This window comes from Pseudomonas sp. OST1909, assembly GCF_015277575.1.
GTDB lineage: Bacteria > Pseudomonadota > Gammaproteobacteria > Pseudomonadales > Pseudomonadaceae > Aquipseudomonas > Aquipseudomonas synxantha_A.
In genome coordinates this window covers 1,230,425-1,253,481 of record NZ_CP063780.1, presented here as the reverse complement: position 1 = coordinate 1,253,481, position 23,057 = coordinate 1,230,425, and the positions used below count along the sequence as shown (strand labels likewise).

Genomic DNA, 23,057 nt, shown 5'->3' with positions numbered 1-23,057 from the left:
AGCTTCACCCATGAAACTGAGCAGCAAAGCGCTTCTGGCCTTGGCCATCAGCAGCATCACGGCAACCGCCTATGCTGAAACGCAAAGCCAGGACTTCGTTCCTACCACCTTGGCCGGCACCAGCGCCCAAAGCGAGGCTAAAGGCTTCGTTGAAGACTTCAGCCTTGGCGGCACCACACGTAACTGGTACTCCCATGAAAGCAAATACCGTGGGGGCACCTTCGCGTACCAGAAGCATGGCCAGACCCTGACCGACCGTAACCGTACCAACTGGGTACAGGGCACCATCCTCAACGCCAGCTCGGGTTTCACCCAGGGCACTGTCGGCGTCAAGACCGAAGTGGCGGTTTACAACGCTCTGGTACTGGACCGCAGCAAGCGTGATATCAAGGGCGGCTCCAACCGTACCCTGGCGGACTCCAATGGTGACGCCGTAGACCAGTGGAGCAAACTGGGCCTGGCCAACGTACAGTTCCGCGTGTCCAACACCACCTTGACCGCCGGTCGCCAGAACTTCAGCAGCGGCATCGTCGACACCATCGGCAACCGTGCCTTGCCTTCTAGCTTCCAGGGTGTGAGCTTCAACAGCGAAGAGTTCAGCAACCTGTCGTTCCAGGGCGGCGTGTTTGACCGCGTTTCGCCACGTAGCGAACAGAGCCTGTCGAAATTCCGTACCGAATACGGCAATGGCGCGGAAACCGATAAAGTCTATACCCTGGGCGCGAACTACCAGCCGCTCAAAAGCCTGAAAACCAGCTTCTTCGCCGCCAACGTGAAAGACTTCTGGAACCAGTACTACTTCGGCGCCACCCACGAGCTGGGCGACGCGCAGCAGTTGGGCCTGACCACCGGTTTCAACTACTACAAAACCGTCGATGAAGGCAAAAAAGAGATGGGGGAAATCGACAACGATACCTTCTCCCTTTCCCTGGGCCTGACTCACCAGGCGCATAGCCTGACCTTCGCTTACCAGCAAGTGAACGGTAACGAGTACTTCGACTACCTGCACGAGACCAACGGCATCTACCTGGCCAACTCCCTGACCTCGGACTTCAACGGCCCGAACGAGAAGTCCTTCCAGATCGCCTACGCCATCAACATGGCCGAATACGGCGTGCCGGGCCTGAAGTTCAACGCCTACTCGGCGCGCGGCTGGGATATCGACGGCACCCACTACACCGGCAACGGTGGTCGGGCCAAGTTCGCCTACGACGGCATCCAGTCCCAGGACGGCGAGAAGCACCAGGAATACGGTATCGGCGCTTCCTACGCGGTCCAGAGCGGCCCGCTCAAGGCCACCGCGATTCGTGCCACCTACGTTGAACACCGTGGCAGCGAGTTCCAATCCGACGGCAGCATCAAAGAGTTCCGTCTGGTCACCACCATCCCATTCAACATCCTTTAATTAGCGCCAGGCAGACGGCGGGCTCAGGACGAGCTCGCCGTCTACGCTTTTCTGGTTCCATCGATTGCAGAGGGCTCTGAATGAAAATGCTCCCGCTACAAGCCGCCATGGCTGCCGCGCTGTTGAGCGTGGCGATCGGCGTTTCGGCCAAACCGCTGGTGGTGTGCACCGAAGCCAGCCCGGAAGGTTTCGACCCGGTCCTGTACACCACCGCCGTGACCGCCGATGCCGCCGCTGAAACCATGTTCAACCGTCTGGTGGACTTCAAGCCCGGTACTACCGAGGTGGTCCCTGCGCTGGCTAAAGACCTGCCGGAAATCAGTGCCGATGGCCTGACCTACACCTTCCACCTGCGTGACGATATCAAGTTCCACACCACCGACTATTTCAAACCCACGCGCAACCTGAACGCCGACGACGTGCTTTGGAGCTTCCAGCGCCAGCTGGACCCGAATCACCCTTGGCATAAAAAGTCCCTCGTGGGCTACCCGTACTTCGAAAGCATGGGGTTCAAGGAACTGCTCAAGAGCGTAGAGAAGATCGACGATCATACCGTCGTCTTTACCCTGACCCGTCCTGAAGCTCCGTTCCTGGCTGACCTGGGCATGGCATTCTCTTCAATCCATTCGAAGGAATACGCCGACCAGTTGCTCAAATCCGGCAAGACCGAAGACCTCAATGCCAAGCCCATCGGCACTGGCCCGTTCATCTTCACCCGTTATCAGAAAGACGCCCAGGCACGCTTCAAGGCCAACCCCGACTACTTCCGCGGCAAGCCGGCGGTCGATCCGCTGATTCTGGCAATCACCGTCGATAACAACGTGCGCCTGCAGAAGCTCAAGGCCAACGAATGTCAGATCGCATTGTTCCCCAAGCCGGACGACATCCCAAGCATCAAGAAAGACCCGAACCTGAAAGTCGATGAACTGGCGGCGATGACCACCAGCTATACCGCATTGAACACCACCCGCAAATACATGAGCGATGCGCGGGTACGTCATGCAATCAATATCGCGTTCGACAAGACCGGCTATACCGAAGCGCTGTTCGGCAAAGGCAATGCAGTCGTGGGCACCGGCCCTTATCCACCGACATTGCTGGGTTTCAGTGAAAAGCTGAAAAACCCAGCGCGCGACCTGGACAAGGCCCGTGCCCTGCTCAAGGAAGCCGGCGTGCCGGAAGGCACCGAATTCACCCTGTTCACCCGTAACGGCGGCGGCCCGACCAACCCCAACCCGATGCTCGGCGCCCAGCGTATGCAAGCAGACCTGGCCCAGATTGGCTTGAAGATCAATATCAAGGTCATGGAATGGGGCGAGATGCTCAAGCGTGCCAAAAACGGCGAGCACGACATGGTTTCGGCGGGCTGGGTCGGTGATAACGGCGACCCGGATAACTTCCTGACGCCAAACCTGAGTTGCGATGCAGCCAAAAACGGCGAAAACTACGCCCGCTGGTGTAACAAAGAGTTTCAGGACTTGATCGACAAAGCCCGTGCAGTCGCGGAACCGGCCGAACGGGCCGCGCTCTATGAACAAGCACAGGATGTGTTCGAGAAAGACCAACCCTGGCTTCCCATGGCTTACCCGAAACTGTTCACCGCCCTGCGCAAGAACGTAGAGGGCTTCACCCAAAGCCCTCTGGGTACAAATAACTTCGCCACCACCCAGGTGAAGTAAATAAGAAAAACGCTCGGCACCGTCGACATTGACGGTGCCGAACCTGCCTAACCGGCTGATTGAGGTACACACCAAGATGTTTAGTTTTATTGCCCGCCGATTGGGGTTATTGATCCCCACGTTCTTCGGCATCACGTTGCTGACTTTTGCGTTGATTCGCATGATTCCAGGCGACCCCGTAGAAGTCATGATGGGCGAGCGGCGGGTTGACCCCGAAATGCACGCCCAGGCAATGGAGCGCCTTGGCCTTAACAAGCCGCTGTATGCGCAATACCTGGATTACGTCGGCAAGCTCGCCCAGGGCGACCTTGGCGAATCGCTGCGCACCCGCACCAGCGTGTGGACCGAGTTCACCGCCCTCTTCCCCGCGACCCTGGAACTGTCCATGGCCGCCCTGTTGTTCGCCGGTATCCTGGGCCTGTTGGCCGGGGTGATCGCGGCACTCAAACGAGGATCCCTGTTCGACCATGGGGTGATGGGCATCTCCCTGGCGGGCTATTCGATGCCGATCTTCTGGTGGGGCCTGATCCTGATCATGTTCTTCTCGGTAAGCCTGGGCTGGACCCCGGTTTCCGGGCGTATCGACCTGCTCTACGACATCGAGCCGCGCACCGGTTTCATGCTCATCGACACCCTGCTGGCCGACGAGCCGGACGCGTTCTGGGACGCCCTGCACCACCTGATCCTGCCGGCTATCGTGCTGGGTACCATCCCGCTGGCTGTGATCGCACGGATGACCCGCTCCTCGATGCTTGAAGTACTGCGCGAGGACTACATCCGCACCGCCAAGGCCAAGGGCCTGTCGCCGGCGCGCGTGGTATTCGTTCACGGCCTGCGTAACGCGCTGATCCCGGTACTGACCGTGGTCGGACTGCAAGTCGGCACGCTGCTGGCCGGTGCGGTACTGACCGAAACCATCTTCTCGTGGCCCGGCATCGGCAAATGGCTGATCGAAGCCATTGGCGCGCGGGACTACCCGGTGGTGCAAAACGGCATTCTGCTGATCGCCTGCCTGGTGATCCTGGTGAACTTCGTGGTGGATATCCTCTACGGCTTCGCCAACCCACGCATCCGTCACCAGCGCTGAGATCATGACCATGACTACCTCTACTCCAGTGTCAGCAGTCGATCAGAGCCTGCTGTACCCGTCCCCGTATAAAGAATTCTGGCAAGCCTTCTCCAAGAACAAAGGCGCGGTTGCCGGCCTGCTGTTCATGTTGCTGATCGTGTTCTGCGCGATCTTCGCTCCCTGGGTTGCCCCGCATAACCCCAGCGAGCAATACCGCGACTTCCTGCTGACCCCACCGGCGTGGCTGGAGGGCGGGCAGATGCAGTTCCTGCTCGGCACCGACGAACTGGGGCGTGACTTGCTCTCGCGCCTGATCCAGGGTTCGCGCCTGTCGTTGCTGATCGGCTTGTCATCAGTAGTGATGTCGCTGATCCCAGGCATCCTGCTGGGCCTTTTCGCCGGGTTCTTCCCGCGCTTGCTCGGCCCAACCATCATGCGCTTGATGGACATCATGCTGGCCCTGCCATCGCTGCTGCTGGCCGTGGCGATTGTCGCCATCCTCGGCCCTGGCCTGATCAACACCGTGATCGCCATCGCTATCGTGTCGTTGCCGTCCTACGTGCGTCTGACCCGCGCGGCGGTAATGGGCGAACTGAACCGCGACTACGTGACCGCCGCCCGCCTCGCGGGTGCCGGCCTGCCACGCCTGATGTTCATCACCGTGCTGCCTAACTGCATGGCACCGCTGATCGTACAAGCGACCTTGAGCTTTTCCTCGGCGATTCTCGATGCCGCGGCCCTGGGCTTCCTCGGCCTTGGCGTACAACCGCCAACCCCTGAGTGGGGCACCATGCTGGCTTCGGCCCGTGACTACATCGAACGCGCCTGGTGGGTCGTGAGCCTGCCTGGCTTGACCATTTTGCTCAGCGTGCTGGCAATCAACTTGATGGGTGACGGCCTGCGCGATGCGCTGGACCCGAAACTCAAGAACGCCGCCTGAGGAGATTCCCATGTCACTGTTAGAAATCAAGAATCTCAACGTCCGCTTCGGCGACAAGACCGCCGTACCGGTGGTCGATGGCCTAGACATTTCCGTCGACAAAGGCGAAGTACTGGCGATCGTTGGCGAGTCGGGCTCGGGTAAATCCGTGACCATGATGGCGCTGATGGGCCTGATCGAGCATCCCGGCATCGTTACCGCCGATGCGCTGAACTTCGACGGCAAGGACATGCTCAAGCTGAGCAACCGCCAGCGCCGCCAGATCGTCGGCAAAGACCTGGCGATGGTGTTCCAGGACCCGATGACCGCGCTGAACCCCAGCTACACCGTGGGTTTCCAGATCGAAGAAGTGCTGCGCCTGCATTTGAAAATGTCCGGCAAGCAAGCGCGCAAGCGTGCGATCGAGCTGCTGGAAAAAGTCGAAATCCCAGGCGCCGCCAGCCGCATGGACGCCTACCCGCACCAATTGTCTGGCGGTATGAGCCAGCGTGTTGCAATCGCCATGGCAATTGCCGGCGAGCCCAAACTGCTGATCGCCGATGAGCCGACCACTGCGCTGGACGTGACCATCCAGGCGCAGATCATGGAGCTGCTGCTGGCGCTGCAAAAAGAACAGAACATGGGCCTGGTGCTGATCACTCACGACCTCGCGGTGGTGGCTGAAACTGCCCAGCGCGTGTGCGTGATGTACGCAGGCCAAGCGGTGGAAGTCGGCCAGGTGCCGCAACTGTTCGACATCCCGGCGCACCCGTACAGCGAAGCGTTGCTCAAGGCGATTCCCGAGCACAGCCTCGGCGCCACGCGCCTGGCCACGCTGCCGGGCATCGTTCCCGGCCGCTATGACCGTCCGCAGGGCTGCTTGCTGTCACCGCGCTGCCCGTATGTGCAGGACTCCTGCCGCGCCCAGCGTCCAAGCCTTGACCCGAAAAGCAACAGCCTCGCCCGCTGCTTCTACCCGCTGAACCAGGAGGTGGCGTAATGGCCGTCGTACTTACCGCCCGCGACCTCACCCGTCACTATGAAGTGTCCCGTGGCCTGTTCAAGGGCCACGCCACCGTGCGTGCTCTCAATGGCGTGTCCTTTGAGCTGGAAGCCGGCAAGACCCTCGCGGTGGTGGGCGAGTCGGGTTGCGGCAAATCCACCCTGGCCCGTGCCCTCACGCTGATTGAAGAGCCGTCTTCGGGCTCGTTGAAAATCGCCGGCCAGGAAGTGGCCGGTGCCGACAAGGCCCAGCGCAAGCAATTGCGTAAAGACGTGCAGATGGTGTTCCAAAGCCCGTATGCGTCGTTGAACCCACGCCAGAAAGTCGGTGATCAACTGGCGGAGCCGTTGCTGATCAACACCAACCTGTCCGCCGCCGAGCGCCGCGAAAAAGTCCAGGCGATGATGAAGCAAGTGGGCCTGCGCCCTGAGCATTATCAGCGCTACCCGCACATGTTCTCCGGTGGTCAGCGCCAACGTATCGCACTGGCCAGGGCGATGATGCTGCAACCCAAAGTGTTGGTGGCGGACGAACCGACCTCGGCGCTGGACGTGTCGATCCAGGCCCAGGTGCTCAACCTGTTCATGGATTTGCAGCAGGAATTCAACACCGCCTACGTGTTCATCTCCCACAACCTGGCGGTGGTGCAACACGTTGCCGACGATGTGATGGTGATGTACCTCGGCCGCCCGGTGGAAGTAGGCCCCAAGGAAGACATCTACGCCCGCCCGCTGCACCCTTACACCCAGGCGCTGCTGTCGGCCACCCCGACCATTCACCCGGACCCGAACAAGCCGAAGATCAAGATCGTTGGCGAACTGCCCAACCCGCTGAACCCGCCACCTGGCTGCGCATTCCACAAGCGCTGCCCGTATGCGACCGAGCGATGCAGCAGCGAAGAGCCGCTGTTGCGACCATTGGATAATCGGCAGGTGGCTTGCCACTATGCGGAGCAATTCGTGGCCTGAAGCAACACTGTTCCCCTCTGTGGGAGCAGGCTTGCTCCCAATGGGCACGTGATATCGAGTTCTACCGCCCTTCCCGCCAGATTGCGCATCAGTCTGGCCGGAGGGGCTTTATTTTCGCGCAAACCCAGTGTGGCTCATCCGGGCAATTAAATACTGCTTTTTTTAACACACTTATTTAGCGCATTATTTTTATTAGCCCATCACAAACGAAACAACGCCTTGAAAGCTTCACTCTCTTTATAGTTTCCGCCTCACTATTGAGACGCCATGACCTTAACTACGCCAACGCTCAGCACGGCACGGCACGGCACGGCACGGCACAGCACAGCAACTTAAACGCTATGTCGCACTCACCACAGAAACAGATTATGCCGACAGTCTAAGATACCCCTTTACTGTCCAACTGTTGGTTCCTTGTCTCGTAATAAAGTCAAAAGCAATCACAGCTTTTTTCCTCGAATTACTAAACATCCCACTTATCCTTCCGGAGACAGTCTCCAATGCAACCCCCCTCGAGTCAAACCCGGCAGACACCTCGGGGCTAACAGGCACGTCAAAGTCCGCAAAATCCAAGCGTTTCATAAAAATGATATGTACACCTGTTGCGTATTGACCCGTACTTGTATCGCGACCGACAAAAACAGCATACGGGTCACTCTCCGAACCAAAATACGCAAATTTATAACGAGGGTCTACGTAAGTACCATTATGACCGGTATATATGAATTCGCCTGTGGCATTACGCAAAAAACTTTCCATATCCTTAATCTCTGACATTACCTTATCTCCACCTTCCAGACGGATCAAATGCCGTCCTTGATTTGAAAGTAGGAGGCCTCTACCCAGACGTCAACTGTCAGACTCAACAGTTGACAATCGGCGCCCCCGGTGAAGTTTCACCACGTGAGTGCATTACGCATTCAACATCCTGTTAACACTGCTGTTGATCCAGACTCAGGCATGCGCATCGGTCTTGTCGGGGGGATTTTTCGTTTTTGCGCGGGACAGCGTATCTCAAGCGTATGGCTTTTTAACAAAACACACAGGGAAGAGTCCGCAGCCCTCCGCTCCTGCCCATGAGGGCCTTGAGCCAGAGCCATTTCGAAGTGTATAGATTGTAAATGCAATTTACTTTTGTTTGATAATCAATATCATTTGAGCGCCAAGAGAGCGCTGGATGCTGACCCCAAACAAACGCAATTCAGACGCATCTCGTTCAATCGCCCCTCCTAAAGGACTTTGTGGATATGTCGTCTCACTTCAGGCTCAGCCATCTCTCGCTGGCGTTTATCGCTACCCTTTCGTCCCCCGCGCTGCTGGCGGAGGGTATGGAGAAAGAACGCGATAAAGTGCCAATCGAAGCGACAGACCTGCCTGTAGATGGCACGCCCCAGGCCTTGGTGCTGGGCGAGACGCGCGTGCTGGGCACCGCTGCCGAAGAACTCAAGCAAGCACCCGGCGTGTCGATCATCACCGCCGAGGACATCAAGAAACGCCCGCCCAGCAACGACCTGTCGGAGATCATCCGCCGCGAGCCAGGCGTCAATCTGACCGGCAACAGTTCCAGCGGCAGCCGCGGTAATAACCGTCAGATCGACCTGCGCGGCATGGGCCCGGAAAACACCCTGATCCTGATCGATGGCAAACCCTCCACCTCACGCAACGCCGTGCGTTATGGCTGGAGCGGTGACCGTGATACCCGTGGCGAAACCAACTGGGTGCCGGCCGAAGAAGTCGAGCGCATTGAAATCCTGCGCGGCCCGGCCGCCGCTCGTTATGGCTCCGGGGCCATGGGCGGGGTGATCAACATCATCACCAAACGCCCGACCGACCAATTGCACGGTTCGCTGACCGCCTACACCGCCTTCCCCGAAAATGACGCCGAAGGCGCAAGCAAACGTACCAACTTCAACCTCAGCGGCCCGCTGACCGACAGTCTCGCATTCCGTGTCTATGGCGGACTGAACAAGACCGACGCGGATGACGCCGACATCAACCGCGCAGCTCAAGCGACGCCTGATTCTTTGGTCGCTGGCCGCGAGGGCGTGCGCAATAAAGACGTCAATGGCTTGCTGAGCTGGCAATTCACCCCCGAGCAAACCCTCGACCTGGAAGCCAGCTATAGCCGCCAGGGCAATATTTTCGCCGGCGATACCATGCTCAACGGCGGTGGCGCATTCGTTGAAAGCCTGGTGGGCAAGGAAACCAGCGTGATTCAACGCAGCAGCTTCTCGGCCACGCACCGCGGCGAATTTGACTGGGGCTCGACCCTGGCCTCGCTGACCCACGACCTGACCCGCAATGAGCGTCTCAACGAAGGCCTGGCCGGATCCGGCGAGGGCGCGCCTTCGGCCAGCGCCGGGCGTTTCGAATCACGCCTGCGTAACACCCGGGCCACTGCCGAGGTCAACCTGCCCCTGAGCTTGGGTGCCGAACAGGTACTGACCCTGGGCAGCGAATACCTCTACGAGTCGATGAACGATCCAGGTTCGTTGCGCCCGCAAACTTATGACCCGGGCACCGGCGGCGTCCCCGCCATCCCCGGCGTCAGCCGCAACAGCACCAAGACCACCGCATCGAGCTATGCCTTGTTTGCCGAGGACAACATCGAACTGGGCAGCAAGACCATCATCACCCCTGGCCTGCGCTACGACGACCATGAAGAATTCGGCGGCAACTGGAGCCCCAGCTTCAACGCCTCGCACCAGTTGACCGATGAACTGAGCCTCAAGGGCGGTATCGCCCGCGCGTACAAGACCCCAAACTTGTATCAGTCCAACCCGAACTACCTGCTGTACAGCCGTGGCAATGGCTGCAATGCCAGCGAAGCGAATATGGGCGGTTGTTACCTGGTGGGTAATCGCGACCTGAAGCCGGAAATCAGCGTCAACAAGGAAATCGGCCTCGCCTTCGACAAGGGCACCTGGCGCACCAGCGCGACGTACTTCCGTAATGACTACAAGAACAAGATCAATGCCAGTAACGAGGCGGCGTTCCGCCTGGGCAATGGTCGCCGCGTGCTGGAGTGGGAAAACAGCGGGCCCGCCCTGGTCCAGGGGGTTGAAGGCAACCTGTTCGTAAGCCTGCGCAGCGATCTGGACTGGAACACCAACCTGACCTACATGATCGACTCCAAGGACAAGGACACCGGCGAGCCGTTGAGCATCATCCCCAAGTACACCGTCAACACCACGCTGGACTGGCAAGCCACCGACAAGCTGTCCTTCCAGGTCAGCGGCACCTACTACGGCAAGCAAGAAGCGCCGACACTCAACTCACGCAGCGCCAACAGCTATGACCGCAGCGCCCAGCAGGATGTCGACCCGTATGGGCTGATGGGACTGAGCAGTGGTTATGAGTTCAGCAAAAACTTGAGCGTGCGTGTCGGTATCAACAACCTGCTGGACAAGCGCCTGTCGCGCAAAGGCAATGCCGAGGATGCCGGTGCACAGACCTATAACGAGCCGGGCCGGGCTTACTTTGCGTCGGTAACAACGTCGTTCTGATCGCAATACGCGACCAATAAAAATGCCTTGGAGAACGTCTCCAAGGCATTGCTTGAGGCGCTTTCTTGTGAGCTGACCTAAGTCTGGCTATCGCCGTCCTCCGCGTCGTCAGTGGTGGAGTCGTCGTCGCCCTCGCTGCCGCCCTGGCCTTGATCGCCTGGTTCGGCTTCAGACTTGGCTAACTGCAAGTCCATGCTCTTACCACTCTGCTCCATCGCCGCGCTCTGCACCGGGTTATGCGCCCAGGCCGTCGACATCCCCAACGACAACAGCACCAGTACCTTCATCAACAGCACGATTCGCTGAAAAATACTCATGATCGATTCCCTCCACTCAGTAGGATCCCGCAAGGCAGCGGTCTACCGCCGCCAGTGTTTACGCTAGTCCCGACCCCACGTTTTCGCCAGGCATCAAGTTCGTCGTCGTCGAACCTGGCACTGTCGTGCCCTTTGTTATATGGGGTCTGAGCGTCCTCCTTTGGCGCCGGCTGGGCCTATGGAGCCTTACGGGAAAAACCGGTGAGTTCAGCACTTCCCGAAATGTTGACCTGCTCTCCTCCTATCCTATCCATGGCCGTCAACTGGTAGTCGAACTTTATATAAGCGCGCCCCGCCAGGGAGAACGACTTTATAACCAGCGTCCCTTCCGTCGCCGGCCAGCTGGCATGCGCTTCGCCAGGGTTGTACCACGCATAGACTTTATTGCCCTCTGCTATATCGTAGCTGCGCTCTTCGATATTGAAAAAGTCTAAATAGAAAAACACGCCGCGCCGAGCATCTTTGCTGCTCTCCCCACCGAAAGTAAAATCGGAGCCTTCAGAAAAGAAATACAACGTATCTGCGCTGAAACTTGGGCCGTCTTTAACATACGCGTTAAACGTTCCGGTGGTAGCCAACGCTGCAACAGTTCTCAGTGTTGCCGCGCCATCGAATACGAGCACTGTATCATCACCCTGAAATTGCTTCGCATTAAAGTGAAACGTAAAATCCACTCGAGGATTTTCAGGGAAAGAAATTTCTTTAATTTCCAACTCTCCGGCTTCGTCCTGCAGCGCTACCCACGAATAGCCTGCTCCGGCGTTATACCAAACTGAAATTTTACTTTGTTCAGAAATCTTATGAATGCCGGGTTTAATATTTTTATCACCAAATGAAAAATAAAGACTTCGGCCGTCCTCAGAAAATCCCGCCACTACAAAATTTTGCACATCAGATATAAATGAATACTCCACAGCTTTAAAACCATCCTGCCCACCAATACGTGCAGTTAACTCCCCTTCTATATCCGCCTTCGCTTGCCTGATCATGTCAACACCCTCTTTGCATAAAACCAATCAACGTATATGACTGAGCCTACGGTGTTTTATAGCCTGACAAGCAACATCCCACCACTGTCATTTCTGACAGTAAATCGATAAACCTCTGAAAACACATACAGGGGATGGGCCGGTTGGAGAGAGCAACTTAGGGGCGAGCCCTGGAAACTTTCAACTCATCTCATTGATTAAAAAAGGGCGAAGCCATTGCAGCTTCGCCCTCTCTCAAACGCTCAGACCTTAGTGGTGCTCGCGGGTTGCGCGGAATTTCACATCCGGCCAGCGCTCTTCCATCAGCGCCAGGTTGACCCGGGTCGGGGCCAGGTAGGTCAGGTGACCGCCGCCGTCGACCGCGAGGTTTTCCACAGCCTTGTTGGAAAATTCCTCTAGCTTCTTTTTGTCGCTGCACTCGATCCAACGTGCGGAATACACCGTGATCGGCTCGTAGGAGCATTCGACCTTGTATTCCTCTTTCAAGCGGCTGGCCACCACGTCGAACTGCAGTACACCGACGGCGCCGAGGATGATGTCGTTGCTGCGCTCAGGGAAGAACACCTGGGTGGCGCCCTCTTCCGCCAATTGCTGCAAACCTTGGCGCAGTTGCTTGGACTTGAGTGGGTCGCGCAGGCGCACGCGGCGGAACAGTTCCGGGGCGAAGTGCGGGATACCGGTAAAGCCCAGCGCTTCGCCTTCGGTGAAGGTGTCACCGATCTGGATGGTGCCGTGGTTGTGCAGGCCGATGATGTCGCCGGCGTAAGCTTCTTCGAGCTGTTCACGCTCGGAGGAGAAGAACGTCAGGGCGTCGCCGATGCGCACGTCCTTACCGGTACGCACGTGGCGCATCTTCATGCCTTTTTCGTATTTGCCGGAGCAGATACGCATGAAGGCGATACGGTCGCGGTGCTTGGGGTCCATGTTCGCCTGGATCTTGAACACAAAGCCGGTGAATTTCTCTTCAACCGGTTCCACGGTGCGCTCGTTGGCGACACGCGCCAGCGGGCGCGGTGCCCAGTCCACTACCGCGTCGAGCACGTGGTCGACGCCGAAGTTGCCCAAGGCGGTACCGAAGAACACCGGGGTCAACTGGCCGTCGAGGAATTCCTGCTGGTTGAATTCGTGGCAGGCGCCCTGCACCAGTTCCAGTTGGTCGACAAAACGGTCGTACTCGTCACCCAGATGGGCGCGGGCTTCGTCCGAGTCGAGCTTTTCAATGATCTTGGTTTCGGTACGTTCGTGACCATGGCCGGCGGTGTAGACAATGATGTAGTCGTCGGCCAGGTGGTACACGCCCTTGAAGTCGCGGTAGCAACCAATCGGCCAGGTAATCGGCGCGGCCTTGATCTTCAGGACGGCTTCGATTTCATCCAGCAACTCGATCGGGTCGCGGATATCACGGTCGAGTTTGTTGATGAAGCTGACGATCGGCGTGTCACGCAGGCGGCAAACGTCCATCAGCGCAATGGTGCGTGGCTCAACGCCCTTACCGCCGTCGAGGACCATCAATGCCGAGTCCACCGCCGTCAGGGTGCGGTAGGTATCTTCGGAGAAGTCTTCGTGGCCCGGGGTGTCGAGCAGGTTGACCATGTGGTCGCGATACGGGAACTGCATGACCGACGTGGTAATGGAAATACCCCGTTGTTTTTCCATTTCCATCCAGTCGGAGGTGGCATGGCGGTCGGATTTGCGCGATTTCACCGTGCCGGCTACCGCGATCGCCTTGCCCATCAGCAACAGCTTTTCGGTGATGGTGGTTTTACCGGCATCGGGGTGGGAAATAATGGCGAAAGTGCGGCGTTTCGCGACTTCGGCGGCCTGGTGGGTCATGGGAAATCGCCTGGCAGGTGAGTCAAAAAAGGGCGGCGAGTATAGCGCAAACGCGAGGGTACAGACCACCGTTGAGCCCATTGGGGGTGGCTAAATGCGCCCAAGTGTGGAACCTTTTAAAAGGTCGAGACGTCCACTCCCCTGCTACCGCACTCGGAACAGGGGCTGAAATATCAGCAAGTTAGCCTGACGAGGCTGCGCTCATGGCTTGATCGCATACTGCATTGCCAGTATCGGCGAGCTGCTTTTCGCGAACCTATTCGCCGACAGCCAGGAATGGCATTGCCGCCGGAGAATGTGTTCGCCGACAAAAGAAAAAAAGGAGTCCGCCTGTGGCTATTCGCTATGGCAAAGGGCTGATAGGAGGCGCGGTTGTCGTCGCGCTCCTGGCCCTGCTGGTCCACTGGATCGGCATCAACACGATCGAACTGTACCGCGACGATTTGTTGTTTTACCTGCAAGCTCACCTGATTCTTGTCCTAGTCTCCATGCTGGCAGCCCTGATTGTGGGCGTCCCCGCTGGTATCCTGCTCAGCCGACCCAACATGGTCGGGCGTGCAGAACGTTTCATGCAGATCTTCAACATCGGCAACACCGTCCCTCCCCTGGCCGTACTGGCCATCGCCCTCGGCGTCCTCGGCATCGGCAGCGGCCCGGCCATCTTCGCGCTGTTTCTCGCCTCCCTCCTGCCCATCGTGCGTAACACCTACGAAGGCTTGAAAAACGTCCAGGGTTCCCTCAAGGAAGCCGCCACCGGCATCGGCATGACGCCGCGCCAGGTGCTGTTTCGCGTGGAACTGCCCAACGCCGTGCCGATCATCATCGGCGGTGTACGTGTGGCCCTGGCGATCAACGTCGGCACCGCGCCGCTGGCGTTCCTGATTGGCGCCAACAGCCTCGGCAGCCTGATCTTCCCCGGCATCGCCCTGAACAACCAGCCGCAACTGTTGCTCGGCGCCGCGTGCACCGCGCTGCTGGCACTGCTGCTTGACGGCCTGGTGACCATGGCCAGCCGCCTCTGGCTGGAACGCGGGTTGCGCCCGTCTTAACGCCAGGAAAGGAATCGACATGAAAAAACTAAGCTTGATATTAGGCTGCGTCCTGCTGTTTGCAGGTATTGCGCAAGCCGCTGAAAAACCGCTGATTCGCATTGGCGCCCGGGTGTTTACCGAGCAGACCCTGCTCGCCGAAATCACCTCCCAGTACCTGCGCACCAAGGGCTACGACGCCCGTGTGACGGGTGGCCTGGGCAGCAACCTGGCACGCAGCGCCCAGGAAAGCGGGCAACTGGATCTGATCTGGGAATACACCGGCGTATCGCTGGTGGCCTATAACCACATCGACGAGAAGCTCGACAGCGAACAGTCATACGCCCGGGTCAAGGAACTCGATGCGAAAAAAGGCCTGGTCTGGCTATCGCCATCGCGTTTCAGCAACACCTACGCACTGGCGCTGCCGGAGAAAGTTGCTGAGGAACATCCCGAGATCAACAGCATCAGCGACCTCACCAAAGCCATGGCCGAAGACACCAAGGAACACCGCCTGGTCGCGCTGGACACCGAGTTCGCCAACCGCTCCGATGGCCTGGCGGGCATGGTCAAGCTGTACGACATGAACCTGACGCGCAAGAACACCCGGCAAATGGACGCAGGCCTGGTCTACACCGCGTTGCGCAATGGCCAAGTGTTCGCCGGCTTGGTCTACACCACTGACGGGCGCCTCAATGCCTTTAAATTGAAGCTGCTGGAAGACGACAAACATTACTTCCCCGACTACACCGCAGCCCCGGTGATCCGCCAGGAATACCTCGACAAGCACCCGCAGCTGGCCGCAGAGCTCAAGCCTTTGGCCAATCTGTTCGACGACGAAACCATGCGCCAGCTCAATGCACGGGTCGACGTCGACCATGAAAGCCCCTCCGCCGTTGCCGCCGATTTCCTGCGCCAACATCCAATCAACTAAAAAGGAGAAGACATGGAATTTTTGAACGCCTTTTCCCATCTTGATTGGGCCCAAGTCCTGCACCTGACCTGGCAGCACATCACCCTGGTCGGCATCGCCGTGATTCTCGCGATCTTTATCGGCGTGCCCCTGGGTATTCTGATGACGCGCTTCCCAACCCTCGCAGGTCCCTTGCAAGCCAGCGCCACGGTATTGCTGACCGTGCCATCCATTGCACTGTTCGGGCTGCTGTTGCCGTTCTACTCCAAGTTCGGCCAGGGCCTGGGGCCGATGCCGGCGATCACCGCCGTGTTCCTGTACTCCCTGCTGCCAATCATGCGTAACACCTACCTGGCCCTCACTGGCGTTGAACCAGGCATTCGCGAGGCCGCCAAAGGCATCGGCATGACCTTCGGCCAGCGCCTGCGCATGGTCGAACTGCCGATTGCCGTGCCGGTGATCCTCGCCGGTGTGCGCACCGCCGTGGTGATGAACATTGGTGTGATGACCATCGCCGCCACCATCGGTGCCGGTGGTCTGGGTGTACTTATTCTGGCTTCCATCAGCCGCAGCGATATGTCGATGCTGATTGTCGGCGCCGTGCTGGTCAGTCTCCTGGCCATCTTCGCCGACCTGCTTCTGCAATGGCTGCAACGCTCGCTGACTCCAAAAGGATTGCTCAAATGATCGAACTTCAAAACCTGTCCAAGACTTTTCAAAGCAACGGCAAGACTGTCACCGCCGTCAACGATGTAAGCCTGACCGTCAACGAAGGCGAAATTTGCGTATTCCTGGGGCCCTCGGGCTGCGGCAAGAGCACCACGCTGAAGATGATCAACCGCCTGATCAAGCCCTCCTCGGGCAAGATCCTGATCAACGGTGAAGACACCACTGACCTGGACGAAGTGACCCTGCGTCGCAACATCGGCTACGTGATCCAGCAGATCGGCCTGTTTCCCAACATGACCATCGAGGAAAACATCGTGGTCGTGCCCAAGCTGCTCGGTTGGGACAAGCAAAAATGCCACGATCGCGCCCGCGAACTGATGAGCATGATCAAGCTGGAACCCAAGCAGTACCTGCATCGCTACCCGCGTGAGCTGTCCGGTGGCCAGCAACAGCGTATCGGCGTGATCCGTGCGCTGGCGGCCGATGCGCCGCTGTTGCTGATGGATGAGCCGTTCGGCGCGGTCGACCCGATCAACCGCGAGATGATCCAGAACGAGTTCTTCGAGATGCAGCGCGCGCTGAACAAGACCGTGATCATGGTCAGCCACGACATCGACGAAGCCATCAAGCTGGGGGACAAGATCGCCATCTTCCGTGCCGGCAAGCTGTTGCAGATCGACCACCCGGACACGCTGCTGGCGCACCCGGCCGACGAGTTCGTGAGCAACTTCGTGGGTCAGGACAGCACGCTCAAGCGCCTGCTGCTGGTGAAGGCCGAAGACGCGGCGGACAACGCTCCGTCGGTGAGCCCGGAAACGCCGGTGGCCGATGCGCTGGAGCTGATGGACGAGCACGACCGCCGCTATGTGGTGGTCACCTGTGCCGAGAACAAGGCACTGGGGTATGTGCGCCGTCGCGATTTGCACCGTCAGACCGGTACCTGCGGCCAGTACCTGCGCGAGTTCAACGCCACGGCTGCCTACGACGAGCATTTGCGCATCCTGCTGTCGCGCATGTACGAGTTCAACCGCTCGTGGTTGCCGGTGATGGATGCCGAGCGGGTGTTCCTGGGTGAAGTGACTCAGGAGTCGATTGCCGAGTACCTGAGCTCCGGTAAGTCCCGTGGGGGCAAGACCAGTATTGTTTCGCCTGCCGAGACTGCGCTGGCCTGATCCGCCGCTATCGCAGGCAAGCCAGCTCCCACCGTTGAACTGCATTTATCTGTTGGAATGCATTCCCCTGTGGGAGCTGGCTTGCCTGCGATGAATACACCGCAAATTCATCTGATTGGCCCCATCCGGGGAACATCAATCCGTCACACCGGTCGGTTACATAAGTAGCTGGACTGGGTCCCGCGACGAACGCGTGCAAAAACGCGACATTTTTAGTTGATCCCACGCCCATCAAGCCCTAAAGTTCGCGCCGAACGTCCATGCTGGAAACGATCCATCCGGCTCAAGTACTGACGACGAGACAGCAAGGCCAAGGGAAGCTTAACCCATGGCCTTTTTGCTTTCGGCGACATGCCTTGGGAAGTAGGCGAACCAAAGTGGGGATACGGAGGACGTTCATTTGCACCCATTGATCAATACAGTTTGCCCTTAGGAGTTCCCCAGCATGTCGATCAACGTCGAAGACTATTTCGCGCGCGCCACCTTTGACAAAATGAAAGCGTTCGCCGACAAGCAAGAAACCCCGTTCGTGGTGATCGACACCGCGATGATCAGCCAGGCCTACGATGACCTGCGCGCCGGTTTCGAATTCGCCAAAGTGTATTACGCCGTCAAGGCCAACCCGGCCGTCGAAATCATCGACCTGTTGAAAGACAAGGGGTCGAGCTTCGACATCGCCTCGATCTACGAGCTGGACAAGGTCATGGACCGCGGCGTCAGCGCCGACCGTATCAGCTACGGCAACACCATCAAGAAATCCAAGGACATCCGCTACTTCTACGAGAAGGGCGTGCGCCTGTTCTCCACCGACTCCGAAGCCGACCTGCGCAACATCGCCAAGGCCGCGCCGGGCTCGAAAGTGTATGTGCGCATCCTCACCGAAGGCTCGACCACGGCCGACTGGCCTTTGTCGCGCAAATTCGGCTGCCAGACCGACATGGCCATGGACCTGCTGATCCTCGCCCGCGACCTGGGCCTGGTGCCTTACGGCATCTCGTTCCACGTCGGCTCGCAACAGCGCGACATCAGCGTGTGGGACGCGGCGATCGCCAAGGTCAAAGTGATCTTCGAGCGCCTGAAGGAAGAAGACGGCATCGAGCTGAAGCTGATCAACATGGGCGGCGGCTTCCCGGCCAACTACATCACCCGCACCAACAGCCTGGAAACCTACGCCGAAGAAATCATCCGCTTCCTCAAGGAAGACTTCGGCGACGACCTGCCGGAAATCATCCTGGAGCCAGGCCGTTCGCTGATCGCCAACGCCGGTATCCTGGTGAGCGAAGTGGTGCTGGTGGCCCGTAAGTCGCGTACCGCCGTCGAGCGTTGGGTGTACACGGATGTGGGCAAGTTCTCCGGCCTGATCGAAACCATGGACGAAGCCATCAAGTTTCCGATCTGGACCGAGAAGAAGGGCGAGATGGAAGAAGTGGTCATCGCCGGCCCAACCTGCGACAGCGCCGACATCATGTACGAGAACTACAAGTACGGCCTGCCGCTGAACCTGGCGATTGGTGATCGTTTGTACTGGCTGTCGACCGGTGCGTACACCACCAGCTACAGCGCGATTGAGTTCAATGGGTTTCCGCCGTTGAAGTCGTTCTACGTGTAAGAACGCCGCATATAAAAAACCCATGACAAGTCATGGGTTTTTTTGGCTTCAGGAAAAGGTCGCGGCACGCTGTTGATAGGCATTGGCCATGGCGCGAATCTGCGGCTCATTGGCCAGCGCCAACGCCTTGTGCGCCGTTCGCAGGAATTTGAGATTCCCATGCGCCAACGCCTTGCGCAGCCACTCCAGCGCAGCGTCGATTTGGCCTCTGTGCGCCAGCACCGCCGCATAACTGAACTGCCCCCGAAAATCCCCGGCTTCGGCGGAGCGCCGGTACCATTCAACGGCTGCCTCAAGATCCTTGGGGCAATACTGCCCATCTTCCAGATAACGCCCCAACAGATTCATCGACTTGGCGTGGCCCTGCTCTGCCGCCTGGCGATAAAGCGTCAGCGCCTGGGCCTGGTCTTGCACAACGCCACGGCCGGTCGCCAGCAGGTTGGCATAGTTGTACTGGCCCCAATCCAGGCCGGCCTCTGCTGCCAGCCGGTATTGCCGCGCAGCTGCCGCTTCATCGACGGCGCAACCCCAACCATGCTCCAGGCAACGCCCGGCCATATTGCGCGCCATCACGTGCCCGCCCTGCGCCGCAATCTGGAACCAGCGCAGCGCCAGCGCTTCATCGCGTGCAATACCGCGCCCTTCCAGCAGGATCTGCCCGAGCAACGCCTGGGCATCGACCACGCCTTCCTTGGCTGCGATCAGGATCGCCTGGGCAGCGCGCACCGGGGAATCATCAAGCATGGACTGCAATTGCTCGACGTTGAGCACTTCCTGGCGACGCAATAAAAAGCCCATTTCAGACCTCGACCCAACGGCGCAGCAGGTTGTGATAGGTGCCGGTGAGCTGGATCAGCGCCGGGTGCTCGGGCACGTCACGGGTCAGTTGCTGGATGGCGCCGTCCATTTCGAACAGCAAGGTGCGCTGGCTGTCTTCGCGCACCAGGCTTTGAGTCCAGAAGAATGAGGCATAGCGTGCACCGCGGGTCACGGCGTTGACCTTGTGCAGGCTGGAACCGGGGTACAGCACCATATCGCCGGCGGGGAGCTTGACCCGTTGCAGGCCGAAGGTGTCCTGGATCTCCAGTTCGCCGCCGTCGTACTCGTCGGGATCGCTGAAGAACAGCGTGGACGACAGGTCGGTGCGCACGCGCTCGTGGCTGCCTTTGGGCTGGCGCACCGCATTGTCGATATGGAAGTCAAAACTGCCACCTGCGGTATAGCAGTTGATCAGCGGCGGGAAGACTTTGTGCGGCAGCGCCGCCGACATGAACAGCGGGTTGCTCCACAACCGCTCCAGCATGGCTGCGCCGATCTCCTTGGCCAATGGGTGGCCTTCGGGCAATTGCAGGTTGTGCTTGGCTTTGGCGGACTGATGCCCGGCAGTGATTTTGCCATCGGCCCATTCGGCCTCTTCCAGGGCTTGGCGAATGCGCAGCACCTCCTCGCGAGAGAACAGGCCGGGAATGTGCAGCAACATGAGGCAATACCTGCGATCAGAGAGGCGCCAATGGTATTGATTCTTATCCGCCCTGTAAAACCCGGGGACGAACGAGAACGCAAAATCCGTAACGAAAAAGTGTAAAGAATGTAAATTCGATGCGAATAGCAATATCTCGCAATTGATACAAACTCTTGTTGGCCCTATATTCCGCGGCCTCACATCCTTGGGGAAGGGACACGTCATGTCGCGCACTACGCTAATAACAACCGCCAGTTCACCACGTATGCTGGCCTCGGCCATCGGCGTTGCCCTCAGCGCCAGCTCTGCCGCCCACCTGGCGCAGGCAGCAGAAAACACCGAGCAAAAAGGCGAGCGCAACCCTATCTCCCTCGGCGCCACCAACATTACCGGCCAGGACCAGGACAACACCTCCTATCAGGTGGAAAAAGCCTCGTCGCAGAAATACACCGCGCCGCTGGTGGACACACCGCGTTCGGTCACCGTGGTGCCGCAACAAGTACTCAAGGACACTGCCGCCACGTCGTTGCAGGACGCCTTGCGCACCGTACCGGGCATTACCTTCGGCGCCGGTGAAGGCGGCAACCCCCAAGGCGATCGCCCGTTCATTCGTGGTTTTGATGCCCAGGGCGACACTTACCTGGACGGCGTGCGCGACACCGGCGGCCAGAGCCGCGAGATCTTCGATATCGAGTCCATCGAAGTCAGCAAGGGCCCGAACTCCTCGTTCGGCGGCCGTGGTTCGGCCGGTGGTAGCCTCAACCTGGTGAGCAAAACCCCACAAGCACGGGACTTCACCAACGGCGGCTTCACCTACGGCTCCGACCAGACCCGCCGCTACGTGCTCGACGTGAACCGCCAGTTCCTCGACGACAGCGCCGCCTTCCGCCTGAACCTGATGAGCCACGAACAAAACGTGGCTGGCCGCGATGCGGTGAATTACGACCGCTGGGGTGTAGCCCCGTCGCTGACGTTTGGCCTGGGCACGCCGACCCGCGTCAACCTCAGCTATTACCATATGGAAAGCGACGACCTGCCGGATTCGGGGATTCCGTATGGCTATGGTTCCTCGACCGCCACCGCCCACGCGCACGACAAACCCAACGACGGCGGCGACAGCAACAATTTCTACGGTTTGAAAAGCCGCGACTTCCGCAAGACCCGCGCCGACATCAGCACGATCTCCATCGAGCACGACCTGAACGACAACATGACGCTGAAAAATACCCTGCGCCATGGCAGCACCGGCCAGGACTATGTGCTGACACAACCGGACGACAGCAAACTCAACGTCAACAAGTTCGGCACCGTATGGCGTCGTGCCAATAGCCGTGTTTCCACCACGACCACAACCACCAACCAGACCGACCTGTTCGGCAGCTTCCAGGCGTTGGGTTTCAAGCACAGCTACTCCACCGGCCTGGAATTCACCGGTGAAGAAACCCGTGTCAGCGGCTATACCGTCAGCCCCAACGCCAACCCGGTGTGCAACCCGGCCAAGGGCAGCCTGGGCGGCCAGTGCACCTCGCTCGGCAACCCGAACCCGGACGATGCCTGGAATGGCAGCGTTGCGCGCAACTACATGGGCACCAACACCAAGGCCACCAGCCGCGCCGCCTATGTGTTCGACACCATCGAGCTCGATCCGAAATGGCTGCTGAACGTGGGTTTGCGTTACGACACCTTCGATACCGAGGCCAACAGCAACGCCGTGGCCGGACGCTCCAAGATCAAGGACGACAGCCAGTTCTTCAACTGGCAGGCCGGCCTGGTGTGGAAGCCGCTGGAGAACGGCAGCATCTACGCGTCCTACGCGACCTCGGCCACGCCTGCCGGTGGCCTGATCGGCGAAGGCTCCGACGGCAACCCACTGTCAGCCGGTGCCGCCACCAGCGACTTGCAGCCCGAAGAAACCGTCAACTATGAACTGGGCACCAAGTGGGACCTGTTCCACGATCGCCTGTCCCTGACCGCAGCTATCTTCCGCACCGAGAAGAAAAACACCCGCATCCTGGTGGACGCTCTCACCTACCAGAACGCCGGTGAATCTCAGGTCGACGGCATCGAGTTGTCCGCCAGCGGCAAGATCACAGATCAATGGCAGTTGTTTGCGGGCTACAGCTACCTGGACAGCGAGCTGGTCAAATCCGGCCTGAACGGGCGTAACGGTGTAGTGAGTGCCGGCTCCAACAAAGGCAACCAGATGCCCAACACGCCGAAGAACTCCTTCAGCCTGTGGACCACCTACGACATCACGCCCAAGCTGACCATCGGCGGCGGTGCTTTCTATGTCGATCAGGTTTACGGCGATGTCGGCAACACCGTGTATGTACCCTCCTACACTCGCTACGACGCCATGGCCAGCTACAAGCTGACCAAGAACGTCGACCTGCAATTGAACGTGCAGAACCTGACCGACAAGACCTACTACGACAAGGCATTCTCCACGCACTTCGCCAACCAGGCGGCCGGTCGTACCGCCCTGTTGACCACCAGCTTCCACTTCTAAACGCAAT

At 58.9% G+C, this 23,057-nt stretch carries 19 protein-coding genes; 13 read left to right on the top strand and 6 right to left on the bottom strand.

Annotated elements, in window-relative coordinates:
* The first annotated feature begins 10 nt into the window (after nucleotides 1–10).
* The 6 genes from IH404_RS05505 to IH404_RS05480 all read left to right on the top strand — a co-directional run bounded on the left by IH404_RS05505 (nucleotide 11) and on the right by IH404_RS05480 (nucleotide 7,043).
* A complete protein-coding gene (locus IH404_RS05505; RefSeq protein WP_005784745.1) occupies nucleotides 11–1,405 on the top strand; it encodes an OprD family outer membrane porin in 1,395 nt (464 codons plus the stop codon).
* 80 nt (nucleotides 1,406–1,485) lie between these two features.
* A complete protein-coding gene (locus IH404_RS05500) occupies nucleotides 1,486–3,084 on the top strand; it encodes an ABC transporter substrate-binding protein (RefSeq protein ID WP_005784742.1) in 1,599 nt (532 codons plus the stop codon).
* Nucleotides 3,085–3,160: 76 nt separating this feature from the next.
* Complete coding sequence (locus IH404_RS05495; RefSeq protein ID WP_003171721.1) at nucleotides 3,161–4,171, top strand: ABC transporter permease subunit; 1,011 nt, start codon at nucleotides 3,161–3,163, stop codon at nucleotides 4,169–4,171.
* A gap of 10 nt (nucleotides 4,172–4,181) precedes the next feature.
* Complete coding sequence (locus IH404_RS05490) at nucleotides 4,182–5,093, top strand: ABC transporter permease subunit (RefSeq protein WP_005784738.1); 912 nt, start codon at nucleotides 4,182–4,184, stop codon at nucleotides 5,091–5,093.
* A 10-nt stretch (nucleotides 5,094–5,103) separates the two neighbouring features.
* Nucleotides 5,104–6,072, top strand: a complete 969-nt coding sequence (locus IH404_RS05485; protein ID WP_005784736.1) for an ABC transporter ATP-binding protein — start codon at nucleotides 5,104–5,106, stop codon at nucleotides 6,070–6,072.
* Entirely contained in the window at nucleotides 6,072–7,043 is a 972-nt protein-coding gene (locus IH404_RS05480; protein ID WP_005784734.1) for a peptide ABC transporter ATP-binding protein, read from the top strand. Before IH404_RS05485 ends, IH404_RS05480 begins: the two co-directional genes overlap by 1 nt.
* Before the next feature lie 366 nt (nucleotides 7,044–7,409).
* On the opposite strand, the gene IH404_RS05475 is transcribed toward IH404_RS05480, so the two are convergent.
* Nucleotides 7,410–7,850, bottom strand: coding sequence for a hypothetical protein (locus tag IH404_RS05475; RefSeq protein WP_157264113.1), 441 nt, complete (start codon nucleotides 7,848–7,850; stop codon nucleotides 7,410–7,412).
* 440 nt (nucleotides 7,851–8,290) lie between these two features.
* Between IH404_RS05475 and IH404_RS05470 the strand changes: the two genes are divergently transcribed.
* On the top strand, nucleotides 8,291–10,549 hold the full coding sequence (locus IH404_RS05470; protein ID WP_005784732.1) for a TonB-dependent siderophore receptor: 2,259 nt from the start codon (nucleotides 8,291–8,293) through the stop codon (nucleotides 10,547–10,549).
* A gap of 77 nt (nucleotides 10,550–10,626) precedes the next feature.
* Here the strand turns inward: IH404_RS05470 and IH404_RS05465 are convergent, their stop codons facing one another.
* From IH404_RS05465 to IH404_RS05455, 3 genes are all read right to left on the bottom strand, one after another.
* A complete protein-coding gene (locus tag IH404_RS05465; protein WP_005784730.1) occupies nucleotides 10,627–10,866 on the bottom strand; it encodes a hypothetical protein in 240 nt (79 codons plus the stop codon).
* 176 nt (nucleotides 10,867–11,042) lie between these two features.
* Nucleotides 11,043–11,855, bottom strand: a complete 813-nt coding sequence (locus IH404_RS05460; protein WP_005784728.1) for a hypothetical protein — start codon at nucleotides 11,853–11,855, stop codon at nucleotides 11,043–11,045.
* Between the two features lie 249 nt (nucleotides 11,856–12,104).
* Entirely contained in the window at nucleotides 12,105–13,688 is a 1,584-nt protein-coding gene (locus IH404_RS05455) for a peptide chain release factor 3 (protein WP_005784726.1), read from the bottom strand.
* Between the two features lie 332 nt (nucleotides 13,689–14,020).
* On the opposite strand from IH404_RS05455, the gene IH404_RS05450 reads away from it, so the two are divergent.
* The 5 genes from IH404_RS05450 (at nucleotide 14,021) to IH404_RS05430 (ending at nucleotide 19,079) form a co-directional block, all read left to right on the top strand.
* Nucleotides 14,021–14,737 (top strand): ABC transporter permease, encoded by a 717-nt coding sequence (locus IH404_RS05450; RefSeq protein ID WP_005784724.1) that lies wholly within the window; start codon nucleotides 14,021–14,023, stop codon nucleotides 14,735–14,737.
* A 19-nt stretch (nucleotides 14,738–14,756) separates the two neighbouring features.
* On the top strand, nucleotides 14,757–15,650 hold the full coding sequence (locus IH404_RS05445; protein ID WP_194440122.1) for a glycine betaine ABC transporter substrate-binding protein: 894 nt from the start codon (nucleotides 14,757–14,759) through the stop codon (nucleotides 15,648–15,650).
* Between the two features lie 12 nt (nucleotides 15,651–15,662).
* Complete coding sequence (locus IH404_RS05440; RefSeq protein WP_005784720.1) at nucleotides 15,663–16,316, top strand: ABC transporter permease; 654 nt, start codon at nucleotides 15,663–15,665, stop codon at nucleotides 16,314–16,316.
* Entirely contained in the window at nucleotides 16,313–17,470 is a 1,158-nt protein-coding gene (locus IH404_RS05435; RefSeq protein WP_005784718.1) for an ABC transporter ATP-binding protein, read from the top strand. Before IH404_RS05440 ends, IH404_RS05435 begins: the two co-directional genes overlap by 4 nt.
* Before the next feature lie 445 nt (nucleotides 17,471–17,915).
* A complete protein-coding gene (locus IH404_RS05430) occupies nucleotides 17,916–19,079 on the top strand; it encodes a type III PLP-dependent enzyme (RefSeq protein WP_005784717.1) in 1,164 nt (387 codons plus the stop codon).
* Nucleotides 19,080–19,127: 48 nt separating this feature from the next.
* Here the strand turns inward: IH404_RS05430 and IH404_RS05425 are convergent, their stop codons facing one another.
* Nucleotides 19,128–19,877, bottom strand: coding sequence for a tetratricopeptide repeat protein (locus IH404_RS05425; protein WP_005784715.1), 750 nt, complete (start codon nucleotides 19,875–19,877; stop codon nucleotides 19,128–19,130).
* A gap of 1 nt (nucleotide 19,878) precedes the next feature.
* Nucleotides 19,879–20,559 carry a Fe2+-dependent dioxygenase gene (locus IH404_RS05420; protein WP_194440121.1) on the bottom strand — a complete coding sequence of 227 codons (681 nt, stop codon included), beginning with the start codon at nucleotides 20,557–20,559 and terminating at the stop codon, nucleotides 19,879–19,881.
* Between the two features lie 205 nt (nucleotides 20,560–20,764).
* Here IH404_RS05420 and IH404_RS05415 point away from each other — a divergent pair, with 205 nt between their 5' ends.
* A complete protein-coding gene (locus tag IH404_RS05415) occupies nucleotides 20,765–23,050 on the top strand; it encodes a TonB-dependent siderophore receptor (protein ID WP_005784711.1) in 2,286 nt (761 codons plus the stop codon).
* The last annotated feature ends 7 nt before the right edge of the window (nucleotides 23,051–23,057 follow it).